This window comes from Mesorhizobium sp. M0227, assembly GCF_040321855.1.
Classification (GTDB): domain Bacteria; phylum Pseudomonadota; class Alphaproteobacteria; order Rhizobiales; family Rhizobiaceae; genus Mesorhizobium.
Window position 1 is genome coordinate 161435 of sequence record NZ_JAMYSJ010000006.1, and the last position, 23974, is coordinate 185408.

Annotated in this window: 18 protein-coding genes; 9 read left to right on the forward strand and 9 right to left on the reverse strand. The window is 63.8% G+C overall.

Annotated elements, in window-relative coordinates:
* Positions 1 to 3 precede the first annotated feature (3 nt).
* Positions 4 to 540, forward strand: a complete 537-nt coding sequence (locus NKJ00_RS11125) for a DinB family protein (RefSeq protein ID WP_127288940.1) — start codon at positions 4 to 6, stop codon at positions 538 to 540.
* Positions 541 to 559: 19 nt separating this feature from the next.
* On the opposite strand, the gene NKJ00_RS11130 is transcribed toward NKJ00_RS11125, so the two are convergent.
* The 3 genes from NKJ00_RS11130 to hppD all read right to left on the reverse strand — a co-directional run bounded on the left by NKJ00_RS11130 (position 560) and on the right by hppD (position 2340).
* Positions 560 to 937, reverse strand: coding sequence for a type II toxin-antitoxin system VapC family toxin (locus NKJ00_RS11130; RefSeq protein ID WP_352553954.1), 378 nt, complete (start codon positions 935 to 937; stop codon positions 560 to 562).
* On the reverse strand, positions 934 to 1158 hold the full coding sequence (locus tag NKJ00_RS11135) for a type II toxin-antitoxin system Phd/YefM family antitoxin (RefSeq protein ID WP_023813589.1): 225 nt from the start codon (positions 1156 to 1158) through the stop codon (positions 934 to 936). The genes NKJ00_RS11130 and NKJ00_RS11135 overlap by 4 nt, the downstream gene beginning before the upstream one ends.
* Before the next feature lie 69 nt (positions 1159 to 1227).
* Positions 1228 to 2340 (reverse strand): 4-hydroxyphenylpyruvate dioxygenase, encoded by a 1113-nt coding sequence (gene hppD / locus NKJ00_RS11140; RefSeq protein WP_352629729.1) that lies wholly within the window; start codon positions 2338 to 2340, stop codon positions 1228 to 1230.
* A 122-nt stretch (positions 2341 to 2462) separates the two neighbouring features.
* Here hppD and NKJ00_RS11145 point away from each other — a divergent pair, with 122 nt between their 5' ends.
* Positions 2463 to 2930 carry an Lrp/AsnC family transcriptional regulator gene (locus tag NKJ00_RS11145; RefSeq protein WP_352629731.1) on the forward strand — a complete coding sequence of 156 codons (468 nt, stop codon included), beginning with the start codon at positions 2463 to 2465 and terminating at the stop codon, positions 2928 to 2930.
* A 229-nt stretch (positions 2931 to 3159) separates the two neighbouring features.
* Here NKJ00_RS11145 and NKJ00_RS11150 read toward each other — a convergent pair whose 3' ends face one another.
* The 4 genes from NKJ00_RS11150 to aztA form a co-directional block, all read right to left on the reverse strand.
* Positions 3160 to 3498 (reverse strand): protein tyrosine phosphatase family protein, encoded by a 339-nt coding sequence (locus NKJ00_RS11150; protein ID WP_352629733.1) that lies wholly within the window; start codon positions 3496 to 3498, stop codon positions 3160 to 3162.
* A gap of 150 nt (positions 3499 to 3648) precedes the next feature.
* On the reverse strand, positions 3649 to 4590 hold the full coding sequence (gene aztC, locus NKJ00_RS11155) for a zinc ABC transporter substrate-binding protein AztC (protein ID WP_352629735.1): 942 nt from the start codon (positions 4588 to 4590) through the stop codon (positions 3649 to 3651).
* 27 nt (positions 4591 to 4617) lie between these two features.
* Positions 4618 to 5493, reverse strand: a complete 876-nt coding sequence (gene aztB / locus NKJ00_RS11160; RefSeq protein ID WP_031212890.1) for a zinc ABC transporter permease AztB — start codon at positions 5491 to 5493, stop codon at positions 4618 to 4620.
* The gene (aztA, locus tag NKJ00_RS11165; protein ID WP_023810169.1) at positions 5493 to 6302 is read right to left on the reverse strand and encodes a zinc ABC transporter ATP-binding protein AztA; all 810 of its coding nucleotides are present in this window, start codon (positions 6300 to 6302) and stop codon (positions 5493 to 5495) included. Before aztA ends, aztB begins: the two co-directional genes overlap by 1 nt.
* A 225-nt stretch (positions 6303 to 6527) precedes the next feature.
* Between aztA and NKJ00_RS11170 the strand changes: the two genes are divergently transcribed.
* A complete protein-coding gene (locus NKJ00_RS11170; RefSeq protein ID WP_352629737.1) occupies positions 6528 to 6872 on the forward strand; it encodes a RidA family protein in 345 nt (114 codons plus the stop codon).
* Positions 6873 to 7020: 148 nt separating this feature from the next.
* Here the strand turns inward: NKJ00_RS11170 and hutC are convergent, their stop codons facing one another.
* Both hutC and NKJ00_RS11180 read right to left on the reverse strand, forming a co-directional pair.
* Positions 7021 to 7761: a histidine utilization transcriptional repressor HutC gene (hutC, locus tag NKJ00_RS11175; protein ID WP_352553962.1), complete on the reverse strand. Its 741-nt coding sequence runs from the start codon at positions 7759 to 7761 to the stop codon at positions 7021 to 7023.
* Positions 7758 to 9110 (reverse strand): formimidoylglutamate deiminase, encoded by a 1353-nt coding sequence (locus NKJ00_RS11180; protein ID WP_352629739.1) that lies wholly within the window; start codon positions 9108 to 9110, stop codon positions 7758 to 7760. The genes hutC and NKJ00_RS11180 overlap by 4 nt, the downstream gene beginning before the upstream one ends.
* 98 nt (positions 9111 to 9208) lie before the next feature.
* On the opposite strand from NKJ00_RS11180, the gene hutI reads away from it, so the two are divergent.
* From hutI to NKJ00_RS11210, 6 genes are all read left to right on the forward strand, one after another.
* Positions 9209 to 10444 (forward strand): imidazolonepropionase, encoded by a 1236-nt coding sequence (gene hutI / locus NKJ00_RS11185; protein WP_352629741.1) that lies wholly within the window; start codon positions 9209 to 9211, stop codon positions 10442 to 10444.
* Positions 10441 to 11982 (forward strand): histidine ammonia-lyase, encoded by a 1542-nt coding sequence (hutH, locus tag NKJ00_RS11190; RefSeq protein ID WP_352629744.1) that lies wholly within the window; start codon positions 10441 to 10443, stop codon positions 11980 to 11982. Before hutI ends, hutH begins: the two co-directional genes overlap by 4 nt.
* On the forward strand, positions 11982 to 12800 hold the full coding sequence (hutG, locus tag NKJ00_RS11195; protein ID WP_352442515.1) for an N-formylglutamate deformylase: 819 nt from the start codon (positions 11982 to 11984) through the stop codon (positions 12798 to 12800). Before hutH ends, hutG begins: the two co-directional genes overlap by 1 nt.
* Positions 12801 to 12827: 27 nt before the next feature.
* Positions 12828 to 14498 (forward strand): urocanate hydratase, encoded by a 1671-nt coding sequence (gene hutU / locus NKJ00_RS11200; protein WP_023810176.1) that lies wholly within the window; start codon positions 12828 to 12830, stop codon positions 14496 to 14498.
* 12 nt (positions 14499 to 14510) lie between these two features.
* A complete protein-coding gene (locus NKJ00_RS11205; RefSeq protein ID WP_352611673.1) occupies positions 14511 to 15098 on the forward strand; it encodes a HutD/Ves family protein in 588 nt (195 codons plus the stop codon).
* Positions 15099 to 15365: 267 nt separating this feature from the next.
* Positions 15366 to 23948 (forward strand): glycoside hydrolase family 94 protein, encoded by an 8583-nt coding sequence (locus NKJ00_RS11210; RefSeq protein WP_352629746.1) that lies wholly within the window; start codon positions 15366 to 15368, stop codon positions 23946 to 23948.
* Positions 23949 to 23974 lie beyond the last annotated feature (26 nt).

Below are 23974 nucleotides of genomic sequence, written 5' to 3' on the forward strand. Positions count from 1 at the left end.
CTCGTGAACCTGCTCGACCATCTGCGCCGTATGGCCGGCAACAATCTGTGGTCGAACGACCGGCTCTACCGCGCGGTGCTGTCCCTCCAGCCCGGTGAGTTCGAGGCCGAACGCACCAGCTTCTTTCCGTCGATCAAGGCAACGCTCAACCACATCCTTGCGGTCGATCTTCTCTATCTCGATTTTCTCGAAGAGGGTGGTCTCGGTGCTGCCGCCCATGACGACTTCGTGCCCCTCGACGAGCCGGCGGCGTTGTTTGCCGCGCAGGTCGCAGCCGACCGGCGGCTGATCGCCTTTTGCGATAGGCTGTCGGCCGACGATCTCGATCGCCGCGTCATCACCGACCGGCGCGAGGACGGCATGATCCCCGAGCGCATCGGCGATATCCTCGCCCATGTCTTTCTGCACGACATCCATCACCGCGGCCAGGTGCACGCAATGCTTTCGGGCACGTCGGTCAAGCCGCCGCAATTGGATGAATTTCTGCTCTGTTATGATGCGAAGCTGAGGGAGAGAGAGGTCGAGCGGTTGGGTTTGTGAGAGCGACTTGTCTCGCTAATCATCCCAGAGCGACATCATAACGGGCAAAACACGGGTCGGATGTAAGGATTGCTAGGTTCTCCATTTGCGCCTGCGCGATCAGCAGTCTGTCGAATGGATCACCATGATGGTGGGGTAGGCTGCTGACGGCGTTCGCATGCTGCAAAGTGACGGCAAGTGGCTGAAATTGCATTCTGGGAAGCAGCGTTGGCAGATCGTCCGGCGCGTTGAGTTTTCCGATTGAGCGTTTGATGGCAATTTCCCAGACGCTTGCCGCGCTCGCGAACACCACCGCTTCCGAAGCCAAGATAGCGCGGTGGTGCTGGCTGAGACGTGGATCGTCTGAAATCGACCACAGGATGATATGCGTGTCGGCGAGAAACGGGCCGACCGTCATTTCACGTACTCGTCCCATTCGGGACCGAGTTCATCAAAATCGTCCGCAATCCAAATCTTGCCCTTCAAGGCGCCAATACGCGGCAGTGGTTCGGCCGCTGCCGGCGGTACGATGCGCGCGGCCACCTTGCCGTGGCGTGTGAGAACGATCTCCTCGCCGGCTTCCGCGCGGCTGACGAGTTCCGACAATTTGGCCTTGGCCTCGGCGATGGAAACATTCATAGCGCGATCCTTATGACCATAATTTAGGTCATAATTGGTCGCGCCGCAAGAAGCCCGGTTCGAATCTACCTACTCCGCAGCCTGAACCTTGATCACCCCGCGCTTGATCTGGTCCTGCTCGATCGATTCGAACAGCGCGCGGAAGTTGCCCTCGCCAAAACCTTCGTCGCCCTTGCGCTGGATGAACTCGAAAAAGATCGGGCCGATCACGGTCTTCGAAAAGATCTGCAGCAGGATCTTGGTCGTGCCGCCGTCGACGACGCCTTCGCCGTCGATCAGGATACCGTGCTTCTTCATCCGCTCGATCGGTTCGTCATGGCCATTCACGCGGTCATACGACATGTCGTAGTAGGTCTCCGGAGGGCCGGGCATGAACTTCAGGCCGTTCTCAGCCAACCTGTCGGTGGCGGCGTAGATCTCGTCGGTGCCGACAGCGATGTGCTGGATGCCCTCGCCATTGTACTTCTTCAGATACTCGGCGATCTGGCTGGTCTCGTCCTTGGACTCGTTGAGCGGAATGCGGATCTTGCCGCAGGGCGAGGTGATGGCGCGGCTGACCAGGCCGGTGATCTTGCCGTCGATGTCGAAGAAATGGATCTGCTTGAAGCCGAACAGATTGCGGTAGAAATCCCACCATGTGTCCATCTGGCCGCGGTAGACATTGTGGGTCAGGTGATCGAGATAGTAGAAGCCGACGCCTTGCGGCCGCGGGTCGCGCTCGCCCAGCCACTCGAACTCGGCATCATAGGCCGAACCCTTCTTGCCATAGGTCTCGATGAAATAGAGCAGCGAGCCGCCAATGCCGACGATTGCCGGCACGTCGAGCGCCTTGTCGGCGCCTTCGTAAGGCGTGGCGCCCTTGGCAACGGCGTGATCGAAAGCGTGCTTGGCATCGACCACCCGCCAGGCCATAGAGGCAGCACAGGGGCCGTGCTTGTCGACGAATTTCATTGCATGCGAGCCGGGTTCGGCATTGACGACATAGTTGATGTCGCCCTGGCGCCAGATGGTGATGTCTTTCGTGCGGTGCTTGGCCACCGCAACATAGCCCATACGGGTGAACAGCTCAGCGAGCTTCTGCGGCTCCGGATGCGCGAATTCGACAAACTCGAAGCCGTCGGTGCCGGCCGGGTTGTCCTTGCTGATCTTGGCGGGCGGGGCGTCGTGCGGGAAGGGACCCATGATATTCCTCCGAAAGCTGGCCTAGCCTGCGATCATAACGCGGAGGAGGCGCACGGTGCTTGCATTCAAACGCTTGAAATGATGATGTCATGCGTGAAGCGTGCATGATATGAGGAAAAGCCATGGATGAGACGCGGATTGATCAGTTCGACCGCAAGATAATGGCGCTGTTGCAGGGTGATGCGCGGCTCACCAACAACGATCTTTCGGAGCGGGTGAACCTGTCGGCGTCGCAATGCTCGCGCCGCCGCCAGCGGCTGGAGGAGGATGGCTTCATCAGGGGCTATCGCGCCGTTCTCGACCGCGACAAGCTCGGTTTTTCCCTGGTCAACGTCATTTCGGTCACGCTCGCCACGCACAACCGCGACAATGCGCGGCGCTTCGGCGAGCTGGTGGCGCGGCTGCCTGAGGTGCAGGAAGCGCACGCGCTGACCGGCGAGATGGATTATATATTGAAAGTGGTGACGCCCGACCTGAAGTCGCTGTCGGAATTCGTCAACGGGGTGCTCCTGCCGCACGAATCCGTGCAGCATGTGAAAACGGCGATCGTACTGGAGACGCTGAAGGAGACGGGTGCGTTACCGATTTAGGCAGAACAGATTTCAGTTGATACGTCGGAGGGGCAGCACCCCCCTCTGTCCTGCCGGACATCTCCCCCGCAAGGGGGGAGATTGGATGTCGCGAATCCCTTCGCCAATCGCCAACGTTGCAGGAAGAGCCTTGGCGGCGAAGCTGCCGATCTCCCCCTTGCGGGGGAGATGGCCGGCAGGCCAGAGGGGGTGTGAAGGATCGCCAGCTACGGAATGACGGAAAGGCCGTTCAGCCCTTCGACTGTTGGATCAGCCCATAGAGATTGGTGCAGCGGGCGCCGGAGCGGCAATAGGCGAAGACCGGGCCGTCGAGTTCGTCGAGCGCTTCGGCCTGATCCCCGACATTCTCGGCCGTAATCTGGCCGCTGATGACGGGGATGTAGCGGAAGGCAAGCCCTGCGGCTTCGACCGCTGCCTTGACGGTGTCGGCAGAAGGCTGGCCGGGCTGTTCGTCATCGGGCCGGTTGCAGATGACGCTCTTGAAGCCGGCTTCCTTGATGGCGGCGACGTCCTCAGGCTGGATCTGGCCCGAAACCGAATAGTCCTCGCTGATTTCGCGGTATTCCATGGCAGCATCCTCGCAAACTGGTCAGGCGGCAGTCTTGCCACTCCCCGACATGGGCGGCAATCCATACCGAAGGAATTCTCTGCCAAATAGACACTGCGTGCCGGAAAATCCAACCGGGCCGATGCGGCCCGGCTGGACAATCCTTCATACTCAACTGCCGAGAATGGCGCCTTTGATCTGACGGATGTTGTTGTGCATCATGTCGATATAGGTCGCAGCCGGGCCGTCGGGCTGCGACAGCGCATCCGAATAGAGCGTGCCGCCGACCTTGATGCCGGTTTCGCTGGCGATCTGTTCGATCAGGCGCGGGTTGGTGATGTTCTCGACGAAGATCGCAGCCGCCTTGTCCTGCTTCACCTGATTGACCAGTTTGGCGACGTCTGCGGCGGATGGCTCGGAGTCGGTCGAGATGCCTTGCGGGGCGAGGAAGGTCAGGCCGTATGCGTGTTCGAAATAGCCGAAGGCGTCATGCGAGGTGATGACGACGCGCTTGCTCTCCGGGATCGAGGCAATCGCCATTTTCACTTCACCTTCGACCGCGTCGAGCTTCTTGGTGTAGGCGGCGGCATTGGTCTGGTAGCTGACGCAGCCTTCGGAATCGGCCGCGCAGAAGGCCTCGGCGATGTTCTTCACGTAGATCCTGGCGTTGGCGATCGACTGGAAGGCGTGCGGATCGGTGACCGTCTTGCCGCCGTCGGTGCCGGCACCTTCGGCCGCGTCGGCGTCGGCGAATTCAGGCTTGAAATCGATCGGCGTCACGCCCTTGGTCAAGGTAATGATAGACGCCTTGGTGGCGCTGGCATCGACCAGCCGCTGCAGGAAACCTTCGAAATGCAGGCCGTTGACCAGCACGATGTCGGCCTTGGCCATGGCCACAGCATCGGCCGGGCTCGGCTCGTAGACATGGGCGTCGCCATCCGGCCCGACAATGGTGGTGACGTCGATGCGGTCGCCGCCGACATTTTTGGCGAAATCGGCAATGACGGTGAAGCTGGCGACCACTTTCAGCGGTGCCGCCAAGGCCGACGATGCGCCAAAGGCGGTTAATGTTATAACGCTCATAGCCAGGGCGGCATGGATCGATTTCAGCATAGACGGGTCTCCTTCTAGGGGCGGGGATCAGGCCGTTCTGTGACGGTGATGGATGATGCGCGCGCGCAGAATGCCGCGCGTGCCAAACAGGATCGAGGCGAAATAGACGACGCCGGCCGACAGGATGATGGCCGGGCCGGATGGCAGCGACGCGTGATAGGACAAAAGCAGCCCGGCGACGCAGGACGCGAAGCCGATCAGCACCGCCAGCACGCACATCGGCTCGACGCGAACTGTCCAGAAGCGGGCGGCTGCGGCCGGCAGCATCATCAGCCCAACCGACAGAAGCGTGCCGAGTGCCTGGAAGCCGCCGACAAGGTTGAGCACGACAAGGCCGAGGAAGATGAAGTGCACCGGACTGCCGAGCCGGCTGACCGAGCGCAGGAACAGCGGGTCGAGGCATTCGGCGACCAGCGCCCGCCAGAAGATGGCAAGGCTGACCAGCGTCACCGCGACGATGCCGCCGATCAGCGTCAGGGCCTCATCGTTGAGCGCCAGCACGGTGCCGAACAGCACGTGCATGAGATCGACGCTGGAACCGCGGATCGACACCATCAGCACGCCGATGGCGAGCGAAATCAGATAGAACGCCGCCATCGAGGCGTCTTCGCGCTGGATGGTGAAGCGCGAGACGGCGCCGGCGCCGAGCGCGACGATGACGCCGGCGATCAGGCCGCCGATGGTCATCGGCAGGATTTCCAAGCCATAGAACAGGAAGCCGGCGGCGGCACCGGGCAGGATGGCGTGCGCCATCGCGTCGCCCGACAGGCTCATGCGTCGCAGCATCAGGAAGACGCCGATAGGGCAGGCGCCGAGCGACAGCATCAGCGAACCGATCAAAGCCCGCTGCATGAAGCCGAAATCGGCGAAGGGCGCGATGACAAGACCGTAAAGCATGTCCATCAGGCAGCCCTCGGTCCGACGCCGTGTTGATGGTCATGGTGATCGTGGCCATGGTGATCGTGACCATGAGCGTCCTCGCCCGGCTCGCACCAGGGCGCATTTTCTTCCCAGGCCTCGTGGAAGCGGCGGGCGCGCAACAGGTTATCAGGCTTCAGCGTTTCCCGGGTTTCGCCCCAGGCGATCGGCTGGCGGGCGAGAAGCAGCGTTTCGGGGAAATTCTGCCGCACCAGGTCCAGATCGTGGACGACGACCATGATGGTGCGTTCCTCGCCATGCCAGTGCTTGATAAGGGCAATGAGGTCGCCGACCGTCTTGGCGTCGACGGCATTGAAGGGTTCGTCGAGCAGGATGAGGTCGGCGTCCTGCAGCAGGACACGCGCAAACAGCGTGCGCTGCAACTGGCCGCCCGACAGCGTGTCGATCGGCCGCTTTTCGAAACCACCGAGGCCCACCGCCATCAGCGCCTTGCTGACGTCTTCGCGATCTTCCTTGGTGTAGCGGCCAAGCAGGCCGCGCCGTGGCCACAGGCCGAGCGAAACCAGATCCACCACCCGTGCCGGAAAGGAGCGGTCGAGCTCCGATTGCTGCGGCAGATAGGCGGCACGTACACCGGGCGCGCGGATAACCTCGCCGGCCATCGGCTTCAGGACGCCGACAATGCCTTTCATCAGCGTCGATTTGCCGGAGCCGTTGGCGCCGACCACAGCGGTCAGCGAGCCCTTGCGGATGGTGCCGTCGAGATGATGGATCGCCGGATGGCTGCCGTAGCCAAGCGTCAGGTCGCGGAATGTCAGGCAGGTATTTGTCATTCTGCGATCCGTAGGCGGCGAAATCCGGCTGCTGGCAGCGGCCGATTGGATATGTGATGTTATTACATTAGTCAACAAGCCATCCGGCGGAATTGCGGCTGGCGGGTCAACTTGCCGTGTGTGGATATCATATGCCGTTGGCCCAAGGGGATTCGACCTGACGATCTTGCCCGAAGCCGGCCGCGACTCTAAAGAAGCGCAACCGCCACAGGAAGGAACCATCCAATGAGCATTCGTCGCATCGATGTTGGCCCGCGCATGAGCCAGATCGTCATCCATGGCAACACCGTCTATCTGGCTGGTCAGGTCGGCCAGCCGACCGGCAACGTCGCTTCGCAGACCAGGGATATCCTGGGGGCCGTCGACGAACTGCTGGCCAAGGCCGGTTCCGACAAGACCAAGATCCTGCAGGCGATCATCTGGCTGGCCGACATGAGCACCTTTGCCGAGATGAACGCGGAATGGGACAAGTGGGTGCCGCAGGGCAACACGCCAGCCCGTGCCACCGGCGAAGCAAAGCTCGCCACCCCGGATTATCTGGTCGAGATTATTATTACCGCGGCGATTTGATCGGCGGCCTTCTACCTCCCCCTTGTGGGGAGGTCGGACCGAAGGTCCGGGTGGGGGTCGGCGCCGCTGCCCTCCGCTATGGCTCCGGGCGTTCGGTGTTCGAAAAGCCAAATCGTTGGCTTTTCGCCAGCCTGCGGCTGGACACGCCTCACCCCTGCGAGGGCCTGAACCTTGCCACCAGCGTGTGGCTCTCGGCCGCGTAGGTAAAGCGCACATGGGTGACCGGATGTTCGGCGCTCCATGTCCGCCGCTCGACCACCAGGCATGGCGCGCCGGCTTCGATGTCGAGTGCGGCCGCTATATGCCTGTCGGCGGCGACAGCGCGAATCCGGTGCTCGGCTTCGCTCCACGGCACGCGGCCGATCAGCCATGGCCCTGGCGCTATGGCCAGGAATTCCTCATCGGCTGCTTCAGGCACGGCGGTGAGGTTGATCAGCCGCTGTTCATGCGCGAACGGCCGCTCGCCGGCGAAATGCCCACACTCCAGCGCCAGCACCGGTCCGGCCACGCCCAGCTCCAGCAGCGCGCGATCCCCGGCGCTGCTGCGCCTTTTGTGTCGCGCGACGCGCTCATAGCGGTAGGGCAGGCCGAGCGCTTCGACCTCGATGCGGATATCGTGGATTTCCAGCACCGCGGCCTGCGACTGCGGCCGGCGCACAAAGCTGCCGGAGCGGCGGCGCCGCTCGATCAGCCCGGCCTTGGCAAGCTGCGACAGCGCCTTGTTCACCGTCATGCGCGAGCAATTGTATTGCGTGCTCAATTCGTGCTCGAACGGGATGCGATGGCCGGGCGCCCAGGCACCGGATAGGATTTTTTCGCTGATGTCGGAGAGGATGCGCTGGTGCAGCGAGCCGCCGCCTTCCGCTTCCACTGTGCCGGCCATGCTCATGCCGAAAGCGCCCTCATCACGTTTCGAAAACGCTCAGCGATGGCCTCTCGCTTCGCATGCCTGCCGCCGCTGACCTGTTTGAGCCCATGCACCCAGACGCAGTCGACCTTGCTGCCATTGGCGAAGATCCAGGCGTCGAGAATTGCGTCGCCGGTCTTGCCGGCCAGCGAGGGATTTTTGGGATCGAGCGAGACGAGATCGGCCGAGGCGCCGGCGGCGATCGCGGAAGCACCGGCGCCAAGCGCGACGCCGCCACCGTCGAGTGCGGCGTCGAACAGCGCGCGGCCGGTCGAGCCGCCGGCGACCGCCAGCACATTGCGGGCGCGGTGGGCGAGGCGCTGCGAATATTCGAGCTGGCGCAACTCGTCGGGGAGGCCGATGAGCACGTTGGAATCGGAGCCGACGCCATAGCGGCCGCCATGTTCCCTGAACAGCGGCGCGGCAAAAGTGCCGTCACCGAGATTGGCCTCGGTGATCGGGCACAGGCCGGCGATGGCGCCACTCCTGGCCATGGCAACGGTTTCCGCATCGGTCATGTGCGTGGCGTGGATCAGGCACCAGCGCTTGTCCACCTTGGCATGGCCAAGCAGAAACTCCACCGGCCGCGCGCCCGACCAGGCAAGGCAATCCTCGACCTCTTTCACCTGCTCGGCAATGTGGATGTGGATAGGCCCATCCGGTGCTATGGCAGTCACCTCAATCAGTTCTTCCGGCGTCGCGGCGCGCAAACTGTGCGGAGCGACGCCGACGACAGCCTGATTCAGCGCACGAACCGATTCGCGGCATTTCTCAACAAGCCGCGAGAAGCGATTCACATCGTTGATGAATCGCCGCTGGCCTTCGTTTGGCACGGCACCGCCGAAAGACGAGTGCGCATAAAACACCGGCAACAGCGTCAGGCCGATGCCCGTCTCGCCGGCCGCGGCCGCAATGCGTTCGGCCATCTCGGCGAGGTTGGCATAGGGTTTTCCATCGCGGTCGTGATGCAGATAGTGAAATTCGCCGACGCGGGAAAAACCGGCCTCCAGCATCTCGACATAGAGCTGCGCTGCAACCGCCTCGACCTGATTGGGCGTCATCGACAGGGCGAAGCGGTACATCACCTCTCGCCAGCTCCAGAAACTGTCGGCGGAGGGGCCGCGAAGCTCGGCAAGGCCGGCCATGCCGCGCTGGAAGGCGTGGCTGTGCAAATTGGGCATGCCGGGCAACAGGATCGCGTGGCGTTCGTCGTCGGCTGTCGCAGCGGCACCAGGCTGAACGGCTGTAATGCGCCCCTCGGCCAGGGTGATCCGCACATTATCGCGCCAGCCATTGGGAAGGAGCGCCTGTTCCGCAAAGATCGCTGCCACTTTTCTCTCCGGTTCTCTGTCTCTCATGCGATGATGGCACTTGCAGTGCGTTTCGATATGTATATACATAATCGTCATCGATTGAAACGGAAAAGATGATGGCTGGACAGAGCAAAAGCCGGGCAGGGGATCTTCGTCTGTGGCGCAATGCGCGGCTCGCGACCATGGCCGAAGGGTCTGCCGGACTTGGCATCGTCGAACACGGCGCGGTCGCTTCGCGTGACGGCCGCATTGTCTATGCCGGCCCCGAGTCGGAGCTGCCCCCAACACTTGCCCAGGGCGTCGAGACGATCGATTGCGAGGGCCGCTGGATCACACCCGGCCTGATCGACTGCCACACCCATCTGGTCCATGCCGGCAACCGCGCCAACGAATTCGAGATGCGGCTGGCCGGCTCCACCTATGAAGAGGTCGCCCGGGCCGGCGGCGGCATTGTCTCCTCGGTCAAGTCGCTGCGCGCCGCCAGCGAAGACGAACTGGTCACTCAATCGCTGCCGCGCCTCGATGCGCTGATCGCCGAAGGCGTGACCACCGTCGAGATCAAGTCCGGCTATGGCCTCGACCTCGAAAACGAAAAGAAATCGCTGCGTGCAGCCCGCCAACTGGGCAACCAGCGGCCGGTGACGATCCGCACGACCTTCCTCGGCGCTCACGCGCTGCCGCCGGAAGCCAAGGGCGACAAGGACGCTTTTATCGATCTGGTCGCCAATGAGATTCTTCCTTCGGTTGCCGCCGAGGGGCTGGCCGATGCCGTCGACGGTTTCTGCGAGGGCATCGCCTTTTCGCCGGAACAGATGGCGCGCGTCTTCGATGCGGCCAAAGCGGCCGGCCTGCCGGTCAAGCTCCATGCCGACCAGCTGTCCAACCTGCATGGCGCCGAACTCGCCGCCCGCTACGGCGCTCTGTCGGCCGACCATCTCGAATACACCGATGATGCAGGTGCGGCGGCGATGGCCAAGGCCGGAACCGTGGCGACGATCCTGCCCGGCGCCTACTATTTCATCCGCGAAACCAAGAAGCCGCCGATCAGCCTGTTTCGCCAGCACGGCGTCAAGATGGCTGTCGCCACCGACAACAACCCCGGCACCTCGCCGCTGACCTCGCTGCTTCTGACCATGAACATGGCCGCGACCCTGTTCGGCCTGACCGTCGATGAATGTCTTGCCGGCGTCACCCGCGAGGCGGCCCGCGCGCTTGGTTTGCTGGAAGAAACCGGCACGCTTGAGGTCGGAAAGTCCGCCGACCTGGCGATCTGGGACATCGAGCGCCCCGCCGAACTCGTCTACCGCATGGGCTTCAACCCGCTGCATGCCCGCATTTGGAGAGGACAATGACCGAACTGACCCTGAAGCCCGGCAATGCGACGCTGGCGGACTGGCGCGCCATCTATCGTGGCGCCGTGCCCAAGCTGGACAACGCCTGCCGGCCAAAGATCAAGGCGAGCGCCGAGGCCGTCGCCAGGATCGTCGCCAAGGGCGAACCGGTCTATGGCATCAACACCGGTTTCGGCAAACTGGCCAGCGTCCGCATCCCGGCCGAGGATCTCGAGACCTTGCAGCGCAACATCGTTCTGTCGCACGCCGCCGGCGTCGGCGAGCCGATGCCGGTTGCTGTCTGCAGGCTGATGATGGCGCTGAAGCTCGCCAGCCTGGCGCAGGGCGCGTCCGGCGTGAGGCCGCAAACCATCGAATTGCTGGAAGCAATGCTGGCCAACGACGTCATCCCGGTGGTGCCGGCGCAGGGTTCGGTCGGCGCCTCCGGGGACCTTGCCCCGCTGTCGCACATGACCGCGGTGATGATCGGCGTCGGCGAATGTTTTACCCCGCATGGCCGTTTCCCGGCCAAGGTCGCCTTCGTCTCACATGGACTGGAGCCGGTGACACTGGGCGCCAAGGAAGGCCTGGCGCTGCTCAACGGCACCCAGTTTTCGACCGCCTATGCGCTGGCCGCCTTGTTCGAGGCCGAAGTGCTCTATCAATCGGCGCTGGTCGCTGGTGCCCTATCGACCGACGCGGCAAAAGGTTCTGACGCCCCCTTCGATCCGCGCATCCATGTGCTGAGAAAGCATCCCGGCCAGATCGAGACGGCCGACGCCCTGCGCAATCTGATGGCCGGCAGCGCCATCCGTGAATCGCATCGGGTTGGCGACGAACGCGTGCAGGATCCCTATTGCCTGCGCTGCCAGCCGCAGGTCATGGGCGCCGCACTCACCGTGCTGCGCCAGGCGGCCGACACGCTGGGCACCGAAGCCAATGGCGTCACCGACAATCCGCTGATCTTCGCCGAGGATGACACCGCGCTTTCCGGCGGCAATTTTCACGCCGAACCGGTGGCCTTCGCCGCCGACATGATCGCGCTCGCGGTCTGCGAGATCGGCTCGCTGTCGGAACGCCGCATTGCCATGCTTGTCGATCCGGCACTTTCGGGCATGCCGGCCTTCCTGACGCCGAAGCCCGGTCTGAACTCCGGCTTCATGATCCCGCAGGTGACGGCGGCGGCTCTCGTCTCGGAAAACAAGCAGAAAGCCTATCCGGCCAGCGTCGATTCGATTCCCACATCGGCCAACCAGGAAGACCATGTTTCGATGGCCGCGCACGGTGCGCGCCGGCTGATCGGCATGGTCGAGAATGCAACGGCGGTGGTTGGCATCGAATTGCTGGCCGCCGCGCAAGGCTGCGACTTCCATGCGCCGCTGGCCTCGAGCGACGCCCTGGAGGCAGTGCGCAGGCTGGTCCGGGCCGAAGTGCCGCATCTCGACAATGACCGGCATTTCCACCCTGACATGGAAAAGGCCATCGCCATGGTCCGCACTGGCGCAACCATCAAGGCCGCTGGCGCGATAGCGCTGCCGTCGATTTCGGGAGCGGTATGATGACCGCCACGCCCTGGCTCACCGTCACGCCCGGCACGACTCCGCTGCTGGTGTCGATACCACACACCGGCATTGACCTCGCCGGCCTTGAGAATCGGCTGGTCTCGCCCTGGCTCGGCCGCCGCGACTGCGATTGGTGGATCGACAATCTCTATGACTTTGCTGCCGGCCTCGGGGCGACGGTGGTGCACACCGCGATCTCGCGCACCGTCATCGACGTCAACCGCGATCCCTCCGGCGCCTCGCTTTACCCCGGCCAGGCGACGACCGGCCTTTGCCCGACCGAGACTTTCGATGGCGATCCGCTCTATCGCGAGGGCGAAGAACCGGGGCCGTCGGAGATCGACGAGCGTCGCGAGAAATTCTTCGTGCCCTACCATGCCGCCCTGCAGGTCGAGATCGACCGGTTGCGTGGCTTGCACGAAAAGATCGTGCTCTATGACTGCCACTCGATCCGTTCAGTGCTGCCGCGCCTGTTTGAAGGCACGCTGCCGGTTTTCAACCTCGGCACCAATGACGGCAGGAGCGCCGATCCGACGCTGCAGGCGATGGTCGGCCAGATCATGGCCGAAACCGGTGAAACCTCTGTCATCAACGGCCGCTTCAAAGGCGGCTGGATCACACGCCATTTCGGCCAGCCGCAACAAGGCGTGCATGCGCTGCAGATGGAACTTTCCAATCGCGGCTATATGCGCGAGCCCGATGGCAAGGGTACGCCGGACAACTGGCCAGTGCCTTACGATGCCGAGTTTGCCGCACCGATCCGCGCCACGCTGCGGAAAATCCTCGAGACCGCGACATCCTGGGCGCGTGTCTGACATTAGGTCCTTTTATGGAGTGACGCCATGAACAATCCTCGCCACAACATCCGCGAAGTCCGCAGCCCGCGCGGCACCGAAATCAGCGCGCGCTCCTGGCTGACGGAAGCGCCGCTGCGCATGCTGATGAACAATCTCGATCCGGACGTTGCAGAAAATCCCAACGAGCTGGTCGTCTATGGCGGCCTCGGCCGGGCGGCGCGCACCTGGAACGACTTTGACCGCATCGTCGCCTCATTGAGGACGCTGGCCGATGACGAGACTTTGCTGGTGCAGTCAGGCAAGCCGGTCGGCGTCTTCCGCACCCACCCGGACGCGCCGCGTGTGCTGATCGCAAACTCAAATCTGGTGCCGCACTGGGCGAATTGGGAAAAATTCAACGAGCTCGATAAGAAGGGCTTGATGATGTACGGCCAGATGACGGCCGGCTCGTGGATCTACATCGGCACGCAAGGCATCGTGCAGGGCACCTACGAGACCTTCGTCGAGGCCGGCCGCCAGCACTATGGCGGCAATCTCCGGGGAAAATGGATCCTGACCGGCGGTCTCGGCGGCATGGGTGGCGCCCAGCCGCTCGCCGCCGTCATGGCCGGCGCCTGCTGCCTGGCGATCGAATGCAATCCGGACTCGATCGATTTCCGCCTGCGCACCCGCTACGTCGACGAGCGCGCCGACACGCTCGACGAGGCGCTGGAAAAGATCGAACGCTGGACCAAGGCCGGCGAGGCGAAGTCGGTCGGCCTGCTTGGCAATACGGCCGACATCGTGCCGGAGATGTTCAGGCGTGGCATTCGCCCCGATATGGTCACCGACCAGACCTCGGCGCATGATCCCATCAACGGCTACCTGCCGAAGGGCTGGACGATGGCCGAGTGGCGCGAGAAGCGCGTCAGCGACCCCAAGGAAGTCGAGAAGGCAGCCCGCGCCTCCATGCGCGAACATGTCGAGGCGATGGTGGCGTTCTGGAACGCCGGCGTGCCGACGCTCGACTATGGCAACAACATCCGCCAGGTGGCCAAGGAGGAGGGGTTCGAGAACGCTTTCGCCTTCCCCGGTTTCGTGCCGGCCTATATCCGTCCGCTGTTCTGCCGCGGCATCGGCCCCTTTCGATGGGCGGCCCTGTCGGGCGATCCGGAGGATATCTACAAGACCGACGCCAAGGTGCGCGAACTGACGCCCGGCAACACCCATCTGCACAACTGGCTCGACATGGCGCGTGAGCGCATTGCCTTCCAGGGTCTGCCAGCGCGCATCTGCTGGGTTGGCCTCGGCGACCGGCATCGGCTCGGGCTCGCCTTCAACGAGATGGTGGCCAGGGGCGAGTTGAAGGCGCCTGTCGTCATCGGTCGCGATCACCTCGATTCCGGCTCGGTCGCTTCGCCGAACCGCGAAACGGAATCGATGAAGGACGGCTCGGACGCGGTATCCGACTGGCCGCTGCTCAACGCATTGCTCAACACGGCGTCCGGCGCCACCTGGGTGTCGCTGCACCATGGCGGCGGCGTCGGCATGGGTTTCTCGCAGCACGCCGGCATGGTGATCGTCGCCGACGGCACGCGCGAAGCCGCCAGGCGCCTGGAGCGGGTGTTGTGGAACGACCCGGCGACCGGTGTCATGCGCCACGCCGATGCCGGCTACGAGATCGCCGTCGAATGCGCCAAGGAGCACCAGCTCAATTTGCCCGGCATTCTCGGCTGATTGGTTGAGCCGATGCGTGTTCTGCGGGCAGCCGAATACCGGTCGATGCCGTGGAAGAACGGCGGCGGCGTGACGACGGAAATCGCCGTCTCGCCCACTGGTGCCGGGCTCGACGATTTCGACTGGCGCGTCTCGATGGCGCGCGTCGAATTGAGCGGTCCTTTCTCGCAATTTGCCGGGATCGATCGCACCCTTGCCGTGCTCGAAGGCGAGGGCATCGTCCTCGAGATTGCCGGCCACCCGCCGACATCCATAAACAGGACGACTGCCCTGTTTTCTTTCCCTGCCGACGTGCGGACCTCGGCCGCGCTGATCGGCGGACCGATCACTGATCTCAATGTCATGACCCGCCGAAGCCGGATGACGCATTCGGTCGAACGCCTGGTGATTTCGGCCCCCGTGGAAATCCGGACTGAAGCCGGCACAACGCTGATCCTGTGCTTGAACGGCGACGTCAGCGTGCCCGCCGCTGAACCGGTTCGCCTCGGGCCGCTCGACACGCTGCGGTCCGGTCCGGTCAGCACCGGCCTGCTTGTCCAGCCCGCCCATGAGGCAACGCTGTTCGTGATCCGGATCTGCGCCATCGCCGGCAAGGATTAACGCTTGTTTCCAAACATGATCGCGGTACCGGCGAAATATAGCGTAAGCTGCTGGTGGCATCACGAAAAAGCCTGAATCCTCTCCGCCGATCTGGCTTGGTGGGAAGTAGGGTGCTTGTCTTTGAGTCTTGCTGAGAGATGACGCCCTGTCGCGGTGCGGAAACAAACTTTCGGCAAGTGGGGTTTATGCAACCAATTGCATTTGAACCGGTTTTAGGGCCATTGCCGTGGCGGTGACGCCGCTCAGTGCCCGCTTACGGAATTTTCAATGAATATTCAGACCAATCCTGCCCAAATCGAGAAGACAAGCGCAAGCTTCCCGGCCATTACCGAAGAGCCGATCCGTTCCAATTACCTGCCCGAAGAGCGCCTTCGGCTGCTTGGCGAAAGCCTGGCAAAAGGCGACCTCACGGACCTGTTCGGCCTGACGCCCTTTGATTTTCAGGCCCGTATCCGGGATAGCGCCAAGAAGATCCTGGAAGTCTACCGGTCGACCAATGCTGCGCAGGCGAGGGGCGAGACGATCACGCCGGCGGCACAATGGCTGCTCGACAACAATTACCTGGTCGAAGAGACCATTTTCCAGGTTAAGCGCGACCTGCCGCGCCGGTTCTATCGTCAGTTGCCGACGCTGAAACTGCCTGACAACGGCACTGTGCCGCGCGCGCTGGCGCTGGCCTGGACCTATGTGGCGCATTCGGACAGTTCCGTTTCGGCGACGATGTTCAAGTCCATCGTCCAGGGTTTCCAGTCGGTCGAGCCGCTGAAGATCGGCGAACTCTGGGCGCTGCCTTCGCTGTTGCGCTTCGTCCTGATCGAAAATCTCCGCCGGCTGGCCGTCAGGGTCAATCGCACCCGCCAGATGCGCCAGATCGCCAACGATGTGGCCGACAAGGTCCTGGCCACCGACGACAGCGCCGACCGGCAGTCGATCCTGTCCAACTTCAGCGCCCACGCGCAGGACACCACCTTCGCCACCCAGCTGCTCTATCGCTTGCGCGATGGATCGCAGAATGCCGGCAAGGCTCTGGAATGGCTGGAAGGCGAGCTCGAAAAGACCGGCTCCGATGCCGAGGAAATCATCATTTCCGAACATCACACGCTGTCCAGCGGCAATGTGACGACGGGCAACATCATCCGCGGCCTGCGCCTCATCAACGACGTCGACTGGACGGTGTGGTTCGAAGGCGTCAGCCGCATCGACACCGTGCTGCGCGAGCGCACCGATTTCGCCGCGCTCGACTTCTTCTCGCGCGATCAGTACCGGACCGCGATCGAGGAATTGGCGCGCCGCTCGAACCTTTCGGAATATCGCGTTGCCGAGATGGCCATCGAGTTGGCCGGCCACGCCGCCAGCGATGGTGACGGCGACGCCGTTTTAACCGGGTCCGCCCACACCGATGTCGGCTTCTTTCTCGTCGGCCCACGCCGGCTGGAGCTGGAGAAGGCGATCGGCTATCGGCCCACCATCAGCCAGACAGTCAAGCGTGCCTTCCGCAAGACCGGCTGGCTCGGCATCGTCGTGCCCGTGTTTGCGCTGACGGCGCTGCTTCTCGTTCTGTCCGGCAACGCGCTTGCCAATCTTGGCCTGTCGGTGCCCTCGATCGTCCTCATGCTGGCGCTTTTTGCCGTGCCGGCCAGCGAGGGCGCGCTCGCCTTCTTCAACACGGTCGTATCGCTGTTCCTGAAACCGACGCGCCTCGTCGGCTACGATTACCGACACGGCGTGCCGCCCGAGGCGCGCACGTTGGTGGTGGTGCCGTCGCTGATCGGCTCGCGCGACGATGTCGAGGAAAACATCCGCAACATCGAGGTGCATCATCTCGCCAACACGGCCGATGAAATCCATTTCGCGCTGCTGTCGGACTGGCCAGACTCGAAGACCGAGATCGATGCGGCGGACACCGAAATCCTCGAATTCGCCCGTACCGAAATCGCCCGTCTCAACGCCCGCTATCCCTCCGAAGGCGCGCCGCGTTTCTACATCCTGCACCGGCGCCGGCTCTTCAACGCGGCGCAAGGGGCCTGGATGGGCTGGGAGCGCAAGCGCGGCAAGCTGCACGAGCTCGATCTTCTGCTGCGCGGCGACAGCGACACCACGTTCCTGCCGCTCGACGTGCCGCTGCCGGAGAACGTCGTCCATGTGATGACGCTCGATGCCGACACGCGCACCACCCGTGACGCAGTCGCCACCCTCGTAGGCAAGCTCTGCCACCCGCTCAACCGGCCGCATTTCGATGCCAGCAAGCGCGTCGTCACCGCCGGCTACGCGATCCTGCAGCCGCGCATCACCGCGTCGCTGACATCGGGCGACGATGCGTCGTTCTTCCAGCGGGTGTTTTCGGCCAATCGCGGCCTCGACCCTTATGTCTTTGCCGTGTCCGATCTCTATCAGGACGTCTTCGGCGACGGGTCCTTCACCGGCAAGGGCCTCTATCATGTCGACGCCTTCGAGGCCGCGCTGCAGGGCCGCATCGAGGAAAACACCATCCTCAGCCACGATCTGCTGGAAGGCGCGCTGGCGCGCGCGGCGCTGGTCACCGACGTCGAACTGGTCGAGGACTATCCGACCCGATACTCGGTCGACGCCTCGCGCCACCATCGCTGGGCGCGCGGCGACTGGCAGCTGCTCGGCTTCATGCTCGATCCGCGCTCCGGCGTGCCGGCGCTGTCGCGCTGGAAGATGATCGACAATCTGCGCCGCTCATTGACGCCGATCTTCTGGGTGATGGCGGCGATCGCCGGCTGGACGCTGCTGCCCTTCACGCAGGCCGCGCAATGGCAGGCCCTGCTGATCCTCAGCCTGTTCATGGCGCCGACATTCGACATCGTCAACGCCATCCTGCCCAAGAGCGGCGACCAGACGCCGCGCGGTCATTTCTCGGCCCTGGCACGCGACGTCGCCTTCGGCACCGCCATGGTGGCGCTGAAGATCGTGCTGATGGCGCACAACGCCTGGATGATGGGCGATGCCATCGTGCGCACGATCTACCGGCTCTTCGTCAGCCGCCAGAACCTTTTGGAATGGCGCACCGCCTCGCAGGCGCACAAGGCGGGCGACAACGATGTCGGTTCCTATTACGGCATGATGTATGGCGCCGTGATCATCGGCTTCGTCGGCCTTGCCATTCCGGTGCTGGCCGATTCGACCGGCGCCTTCGTCGCCTTCTTCTTCGCCCTGTTCTGGATTGGCTCGCCGGCCATCGCCAGCTGGATCAGCCGTTCGGCTGAAACCGAGGATCGGCTGCGCATATCGCAGGCCGACATCCACACGCTGCGCACGGTGGCGCGGCGCACGTGGCACTATTTCGAAAGCTTCGTGACGGCAGAACACCACCATCTGCCGCCCGATAATTTCCAGGAAAGCCCGGCGCCGGTGGTGGCGCCACGCACCTCGCCGACCAATATCGGCGTCTACCTGCTGTCCGTCGTCTCCGCCCGCGACTTCGGCTGGATCAGCCTGTCCGACGCCATCACCCGCATCGACGCCACCATGGCGACGATCGAGGGCATGCCGCGTGAGCGCGGTCACCTCTTCAACTGGTACGACACGACGACACTGAAGCCGCTCTATCCGCTTTACATCTCGGCTGTCGACAGCGGCAATCTCGCTGGCCATCTGGTGGCGGTGGCGGCGGCCTGCGCCGAATGGGCCGAAGCGCCCTCCGTCCATCTCCAGGGCGATTTCGAAGGCATTCTCGACACGGTCACCATCCTCAGCGAAAGCCTCGATGATTTGCCCGACGACCGCCGTCAGTTGCGCCCGCTGCGCCAGCGTCTCGCGGACCGTCTCGACGGCATGCGGCGCGCTGTCGACACCATCAAGGCGCAGCCCGAAATGGCGTCGATCCGCACCATCAACCTGGCTGTGCTGGCCGGCGAGATCCGCAAATTGGCCACCGCCATCCATACCGAGGCCGTGTCGCCCCAGAGCGACGTCATTGTCGACTGGGCGGCAAGGCTGGAAGCCACCTGCGAAGCGCACGTCCATGACGCGCACAGCGACGACAATGCCGTCGAGGCGCTGCGTGCCAAGCTGCTCACCTTGCGCGAGCGCACGCGCCGCTACGCCTTCGAGATGGATTTCTCCTTCCTGATGCGACCGGAGCGCAAGCTGTTGTCGATCGGCTACCGGGTCGAGGAACATCAGCTCGACGAAAGCTGCTACGACCTTCTGGCCTCCGAGGCGCGGCTGACCAGCCTGTTCGCCATCGCCAAGGGCGACCTGCCGACGGAGCACTGGTTCCGGCTTGGCCGGCCGATCGTCGAAATCGGTTTCCAGGGCGCCCTGATGTCCTGGTCCGGCTCGATGTTCGAATACCTGATGCCGCCGCTGGTGATGAAGGAGCCGCAGGGCTCGATCCTCAACCAGACCAGCAAGCTGATCATCAAGCGCCAGATCCAGTACGGCCGCCAGAAGAACGTGCCGTGGGGCATTTCGGAGGCCGCCTACAATGCGCGCGACCGCGAACTGACCTACCAATACACAAATTTCGGCGTTCCAGGTCTCGGGCTGAAGCGCGGCCTTGGCCAGAACACGGTGATCGCGCCTTACGCCACCATACTCGCGGCCCAGTTCAACCCGCGTGAAGCCGTGCTGAATCTCGCCCGATTGCGGGAGATCGGGGCGCTCGGCCGCCACGGTTACTACGATGCCGTCGACTTCACGCCGCAGCGCGTGCCGGAAGGCACGGATCACGTCGTCGTCCAGAACTACATGGCCCACCATTCGGGCATGTCGATCGCGGCGGTTGCCGACGCCATCTTCGAAGGTCGCATGCGCGACCGCTTTCACAGCGACCCGGTCATCGAATCGGCCGAACTCTTGCTGCAGGAGAGGGCGCCGCGCGACATCCCGACCGCGACCGTCAGGACCGAGGCCGACGAACGCTCCAAGGACGAGACCGAAGTCGACAGCCCCGACACCCGCATCGTGCTCAATCCGCTGCAGTCGCTGCGGTCGACCAACGTCATGTCGAACGGCCGCTATTCGGTGATGGTCACCGCGACCGGCTCGGGCTACAGCCGCTGGGGCGATCTCTCCGTCACACGCTGGCAACCGGATCCGACCGAGGACCGGCTCGGCTCCTACATCTTCCTGCGTGACGCAGGCTCAGGTGACTGGTGGTCGGCTACAGCCGAACCGAAGCGCGCCGCCGAGGAAAAGGCGCAGACCTTGTTCTCCGACGACAAGGCGAGCTTCGTCAAATCGGTGGGCACGTTGCGCTCCGAGGTCGAATGCATCGTCATCTCGGAAGGCAATGGCGAGGGCCGTCGGGTCACGCTCTACAATGACGGTCCGTCCGACCGTCACATCGAAGTGACCTCCTTTGCCGAACTGGTGCTCGGCCTGGAGGCGTCCGACAACGCGCATCCGGCCTTCTCGAAGATGTTCGTGGAAACCGAAATCTCTGCGAACAACGCGGCGATCTTCGCCACGCGGCGCAAGCGCGAGACCAGCGAGCCCGATATCGCCATGGTGCATTTCGTCACCGATCCGTCCGGATCGGCGCGCGATGCCGAGGCCGAGACCGACAGGCGCGCCTTCATCGGCCGTGGCCGTACCATCGTCGACGCAGCCGCTTTCGACCCGGGCGCCAGGCTGGGCGGCCATTCAGGCTTTACGCTCGATCCCGTCGCGTCGCTCCGCCGCCAGGTGCGCGTGCCGGCCAACAAGAAGATATCGCTGACCTTCTGGACCGTCGTCGGCGCTGGCCGCACCGAGCTGGACGAAGCCATCGCCCGCCTCGACCATCCGGAGAGCTTTGCCCGCCAGGCCATGCTTGCCTGGACGCGCAGCCAGGTGCAGACCCGCCATATGGGCCTCAGCCTGACCGATGCCGCCAATGTGCAGAAGCTGGCGCGCTACCTGATCTATCCGGATCCGTTCCTGCGTCTTCCCGCTGAATCCATCGCCACGGGGCTGGGCAAGCAGTCGAGCCTGTGGCCGACAAGCATTTCCGGCGATTTCCCGATCTTCCTGGTCAGGATCGGCGATGTCGCCGATCTCGAAATCGTTGCCCAGGCGCTGCGTTTCCAGGAATATATGCGCACCCGCGGCATGATGATCGACTTCGTCGTCGTCAACGAGCAGGCGTCCTCCTATGTCCAGGACCTGCAACGGGCGGTCGAGACGCTGTGCGAAAACAGCCGCCTGCGCGGCAAGGAGCTCGGACCGCGCCAGCACATTTTCGCGGTGCGCCGCGACCTCATGGACGAGACCACCTACAAGACGCTGCTCGCTGTCGCCCGGGTGGTCCTGCACACGCGCAATGGCACCATCTTCGACCAGATCGAGCGCGCCGAGGCGGCGGCTCTGCAGGCGCGGGACGCTCTGGCAGCATTGCCGATTCCGCGTGAATTGCCGTCGCCGACACCCACGACGCATGCTCCTGCCTCGCAGGCGGTGGCAAATGTCAGCGCCGATGGCAGCGGGCTCAGCCAGTGGAACGGCTTTGGCGGTTTCGACGGCGACGGGCGGCACTATGTCGTGCGCCTGGCCGGCCGGCGCACGACGCCGCAGCCGTGGATCAACGTCGTCTCCAACGCCTCGTTCGGCTTCCATACCTCGGCCGAGGGCGCCGCCTTCACCTGGAGCCGAAACAGCCGCGACTACCAGTTGACGCCGTGGTCGAATGATCCGGTCTCGAACCGGCCGGGCGAGGGCTTCTATATCTACGATCAGGCGAGCGGCAAGGCATTCTCGCCGCTCGCCGCCATGGTGCGCGATCCCTCGATGACCTACGAGGCCTGGCATGGCCAGGGTTTCTCGACCTTCCGCTCGAAGCGCGGACCATTGTCGATGGATCTCACCCATGTCGTCGATCCGGTCGATCCGCTGAAGATCTCACGGCTGCGCATCCAGAATTCCGGCTCGGTGCCGGCGCGGCTGCGTGTCTATGCCTATGCCGAATGGGTGCTCGGCGGGCACCGGTCGCGCACGGCGGCAACCATCGTCCCGTCGCGGGATGCCGCCAGCGGCGCGCTGCTGGCACAAAACCCCTACGGGCTGGATTTCGGCGAGCGCGTTGCTTTCCTCGCGGCCGACGGTGGCGTCCATTCGGTGACAACAGACCGATCGGAGTTCCTGGGCCGGCATGGTTCCAGCGAGCTACCCCAGGCGGTGCTGAGTGGTGCGGCGCTGTCTGGCCGTGTCGAGGCTGGTGACGATCCGTGCGCGGCGATTGCCCGCGATGTCGAGATTCCGGCTGGCGGCGACGTGACGCTGCTCTGGCTGCTCGGCGACGCCGAGTCCGCCGAGGAGGCTAGCGCGCTGGTGCAAGAGCACCGGGTCGAGGATTTCGACCAGCGGCTGGCCGACAATGAGCGCGAATGGCGCGGCTTTCTCGACACCATCCAGGTCGAGACGCCTGACAAGGCGCTCGACGCCATGGTCAATCACTGGCTGCCCTATCAGAGCCTGGCCTGCCGCATCCGTGCCCGCTCCGCCTTCTATCAGGCCAGCGGTGCCTTCGGCTTCCGCGACCAGTTGCAGGATACGCTGGCGCTGCTGGCGCATGACCCGCAACTGGCGCGCGACCAAATCCTCAACGCGGCGCGGCGGCAGTTCCCCGAAGGCGACGTGCAGCACTGGTGGCTGCCGCGCACGGGTGCTGGCGTGCGTACGTTGATCTCCGACGACGTGGTCTGGCTTGCCCACGCCACGGCGCGCTATTTGCTGGTCACCGGCGATGCCACCATCCTGAAGGAGCAATTGGCCTTCATCGATGGACAGCCGCTGGGCGAGGGCGAGCACGATGCCTTCTTCACCCCGGAAATCTCGAAGAAGACAGCGTCGCTCTACGACCATTGCGCGCGTGCGCTCGATCTCGCCATCAAGCGCAGCAGCCCCGCGGGCCTGCCGCTGATCCTCGGCGGCGACTGGAACGACGGCATGAACCGCGTTGGCGAGCAGGGCAAGGGCGAGAGCGTCTGGCTCGGCTGGTTCCTGCTGAAGACGCTGGGCGACTTCGCCCCCGTCGCCAAGGCCGAGGGCGACGCCAAGCGAGCACAGGCCTGGGCAAAGCATGCCGATGTTCTGAAGCGGGCGCTTGAGAGCACCGCATGGGACGGCGAATGGTACCGGCGCGGCAGTTTCGACGACGGCACCCCTTTGGGGTCTCGCAACTCGCAGGAGTGCAAGATCGACTCGATCGCCCAGTCCTGGAGCGTTCTTTCGGGAGAGGGCGATCCGGCACGGTCGACGACCGCGATGGAGCAAGCAACGAAGCTGCTCGTCGACGACAAGCTGAAGATCGTCAAGCTGTTCACGCCGCCCTTCTCGAAGACGGAGAAGGACCCGGGTTACATCAAGAGCTATCCGCCCGGTGTGCGCGAGAATGGCGGCCAGTACACCCATGCCGCCACATGGTTCGTCATCGCGCTTGCCGAGATGGGACAGGTCGACGAGGCCTATCGCTGTTTCTCGATGCTGAACCCCGTCAACCATGCGACCGACGAGGCCACGGCCGAGCACTATCGTGTCGAGCCCTATGTCGTGGCGGCCGATATCTATGCCGGCGACGACAATGCCGGCAACGGCAAGGGCGGCCGTGGCGGTTGGACCTGGTACACCGGCTCTGCCGGCTGGCTCTACAGGGCTGCGGTCGAGGGCATTCTGGGCATCGAACGGCGCGGCAAACGTGTCCAGTTCAAGCCGAAGCTGCCGAGCCACTGGAATGGGTACTCGGCAAATCTCAAAATGCTGGGAGCGGAACTCAGGGTTCGCGTCATCCGCGACAATAAGGCCAAGGCCGTGTCGCTGGAGGTGAATGGGACAAAGACCAAGGTTTCGGCAGTCGAACTGAAGGACGGCGAAGTTGCCGAGGTGGTCATCCGGATCCCGGCTTAATGCAATGTTGCTCAAAAACTATGCGC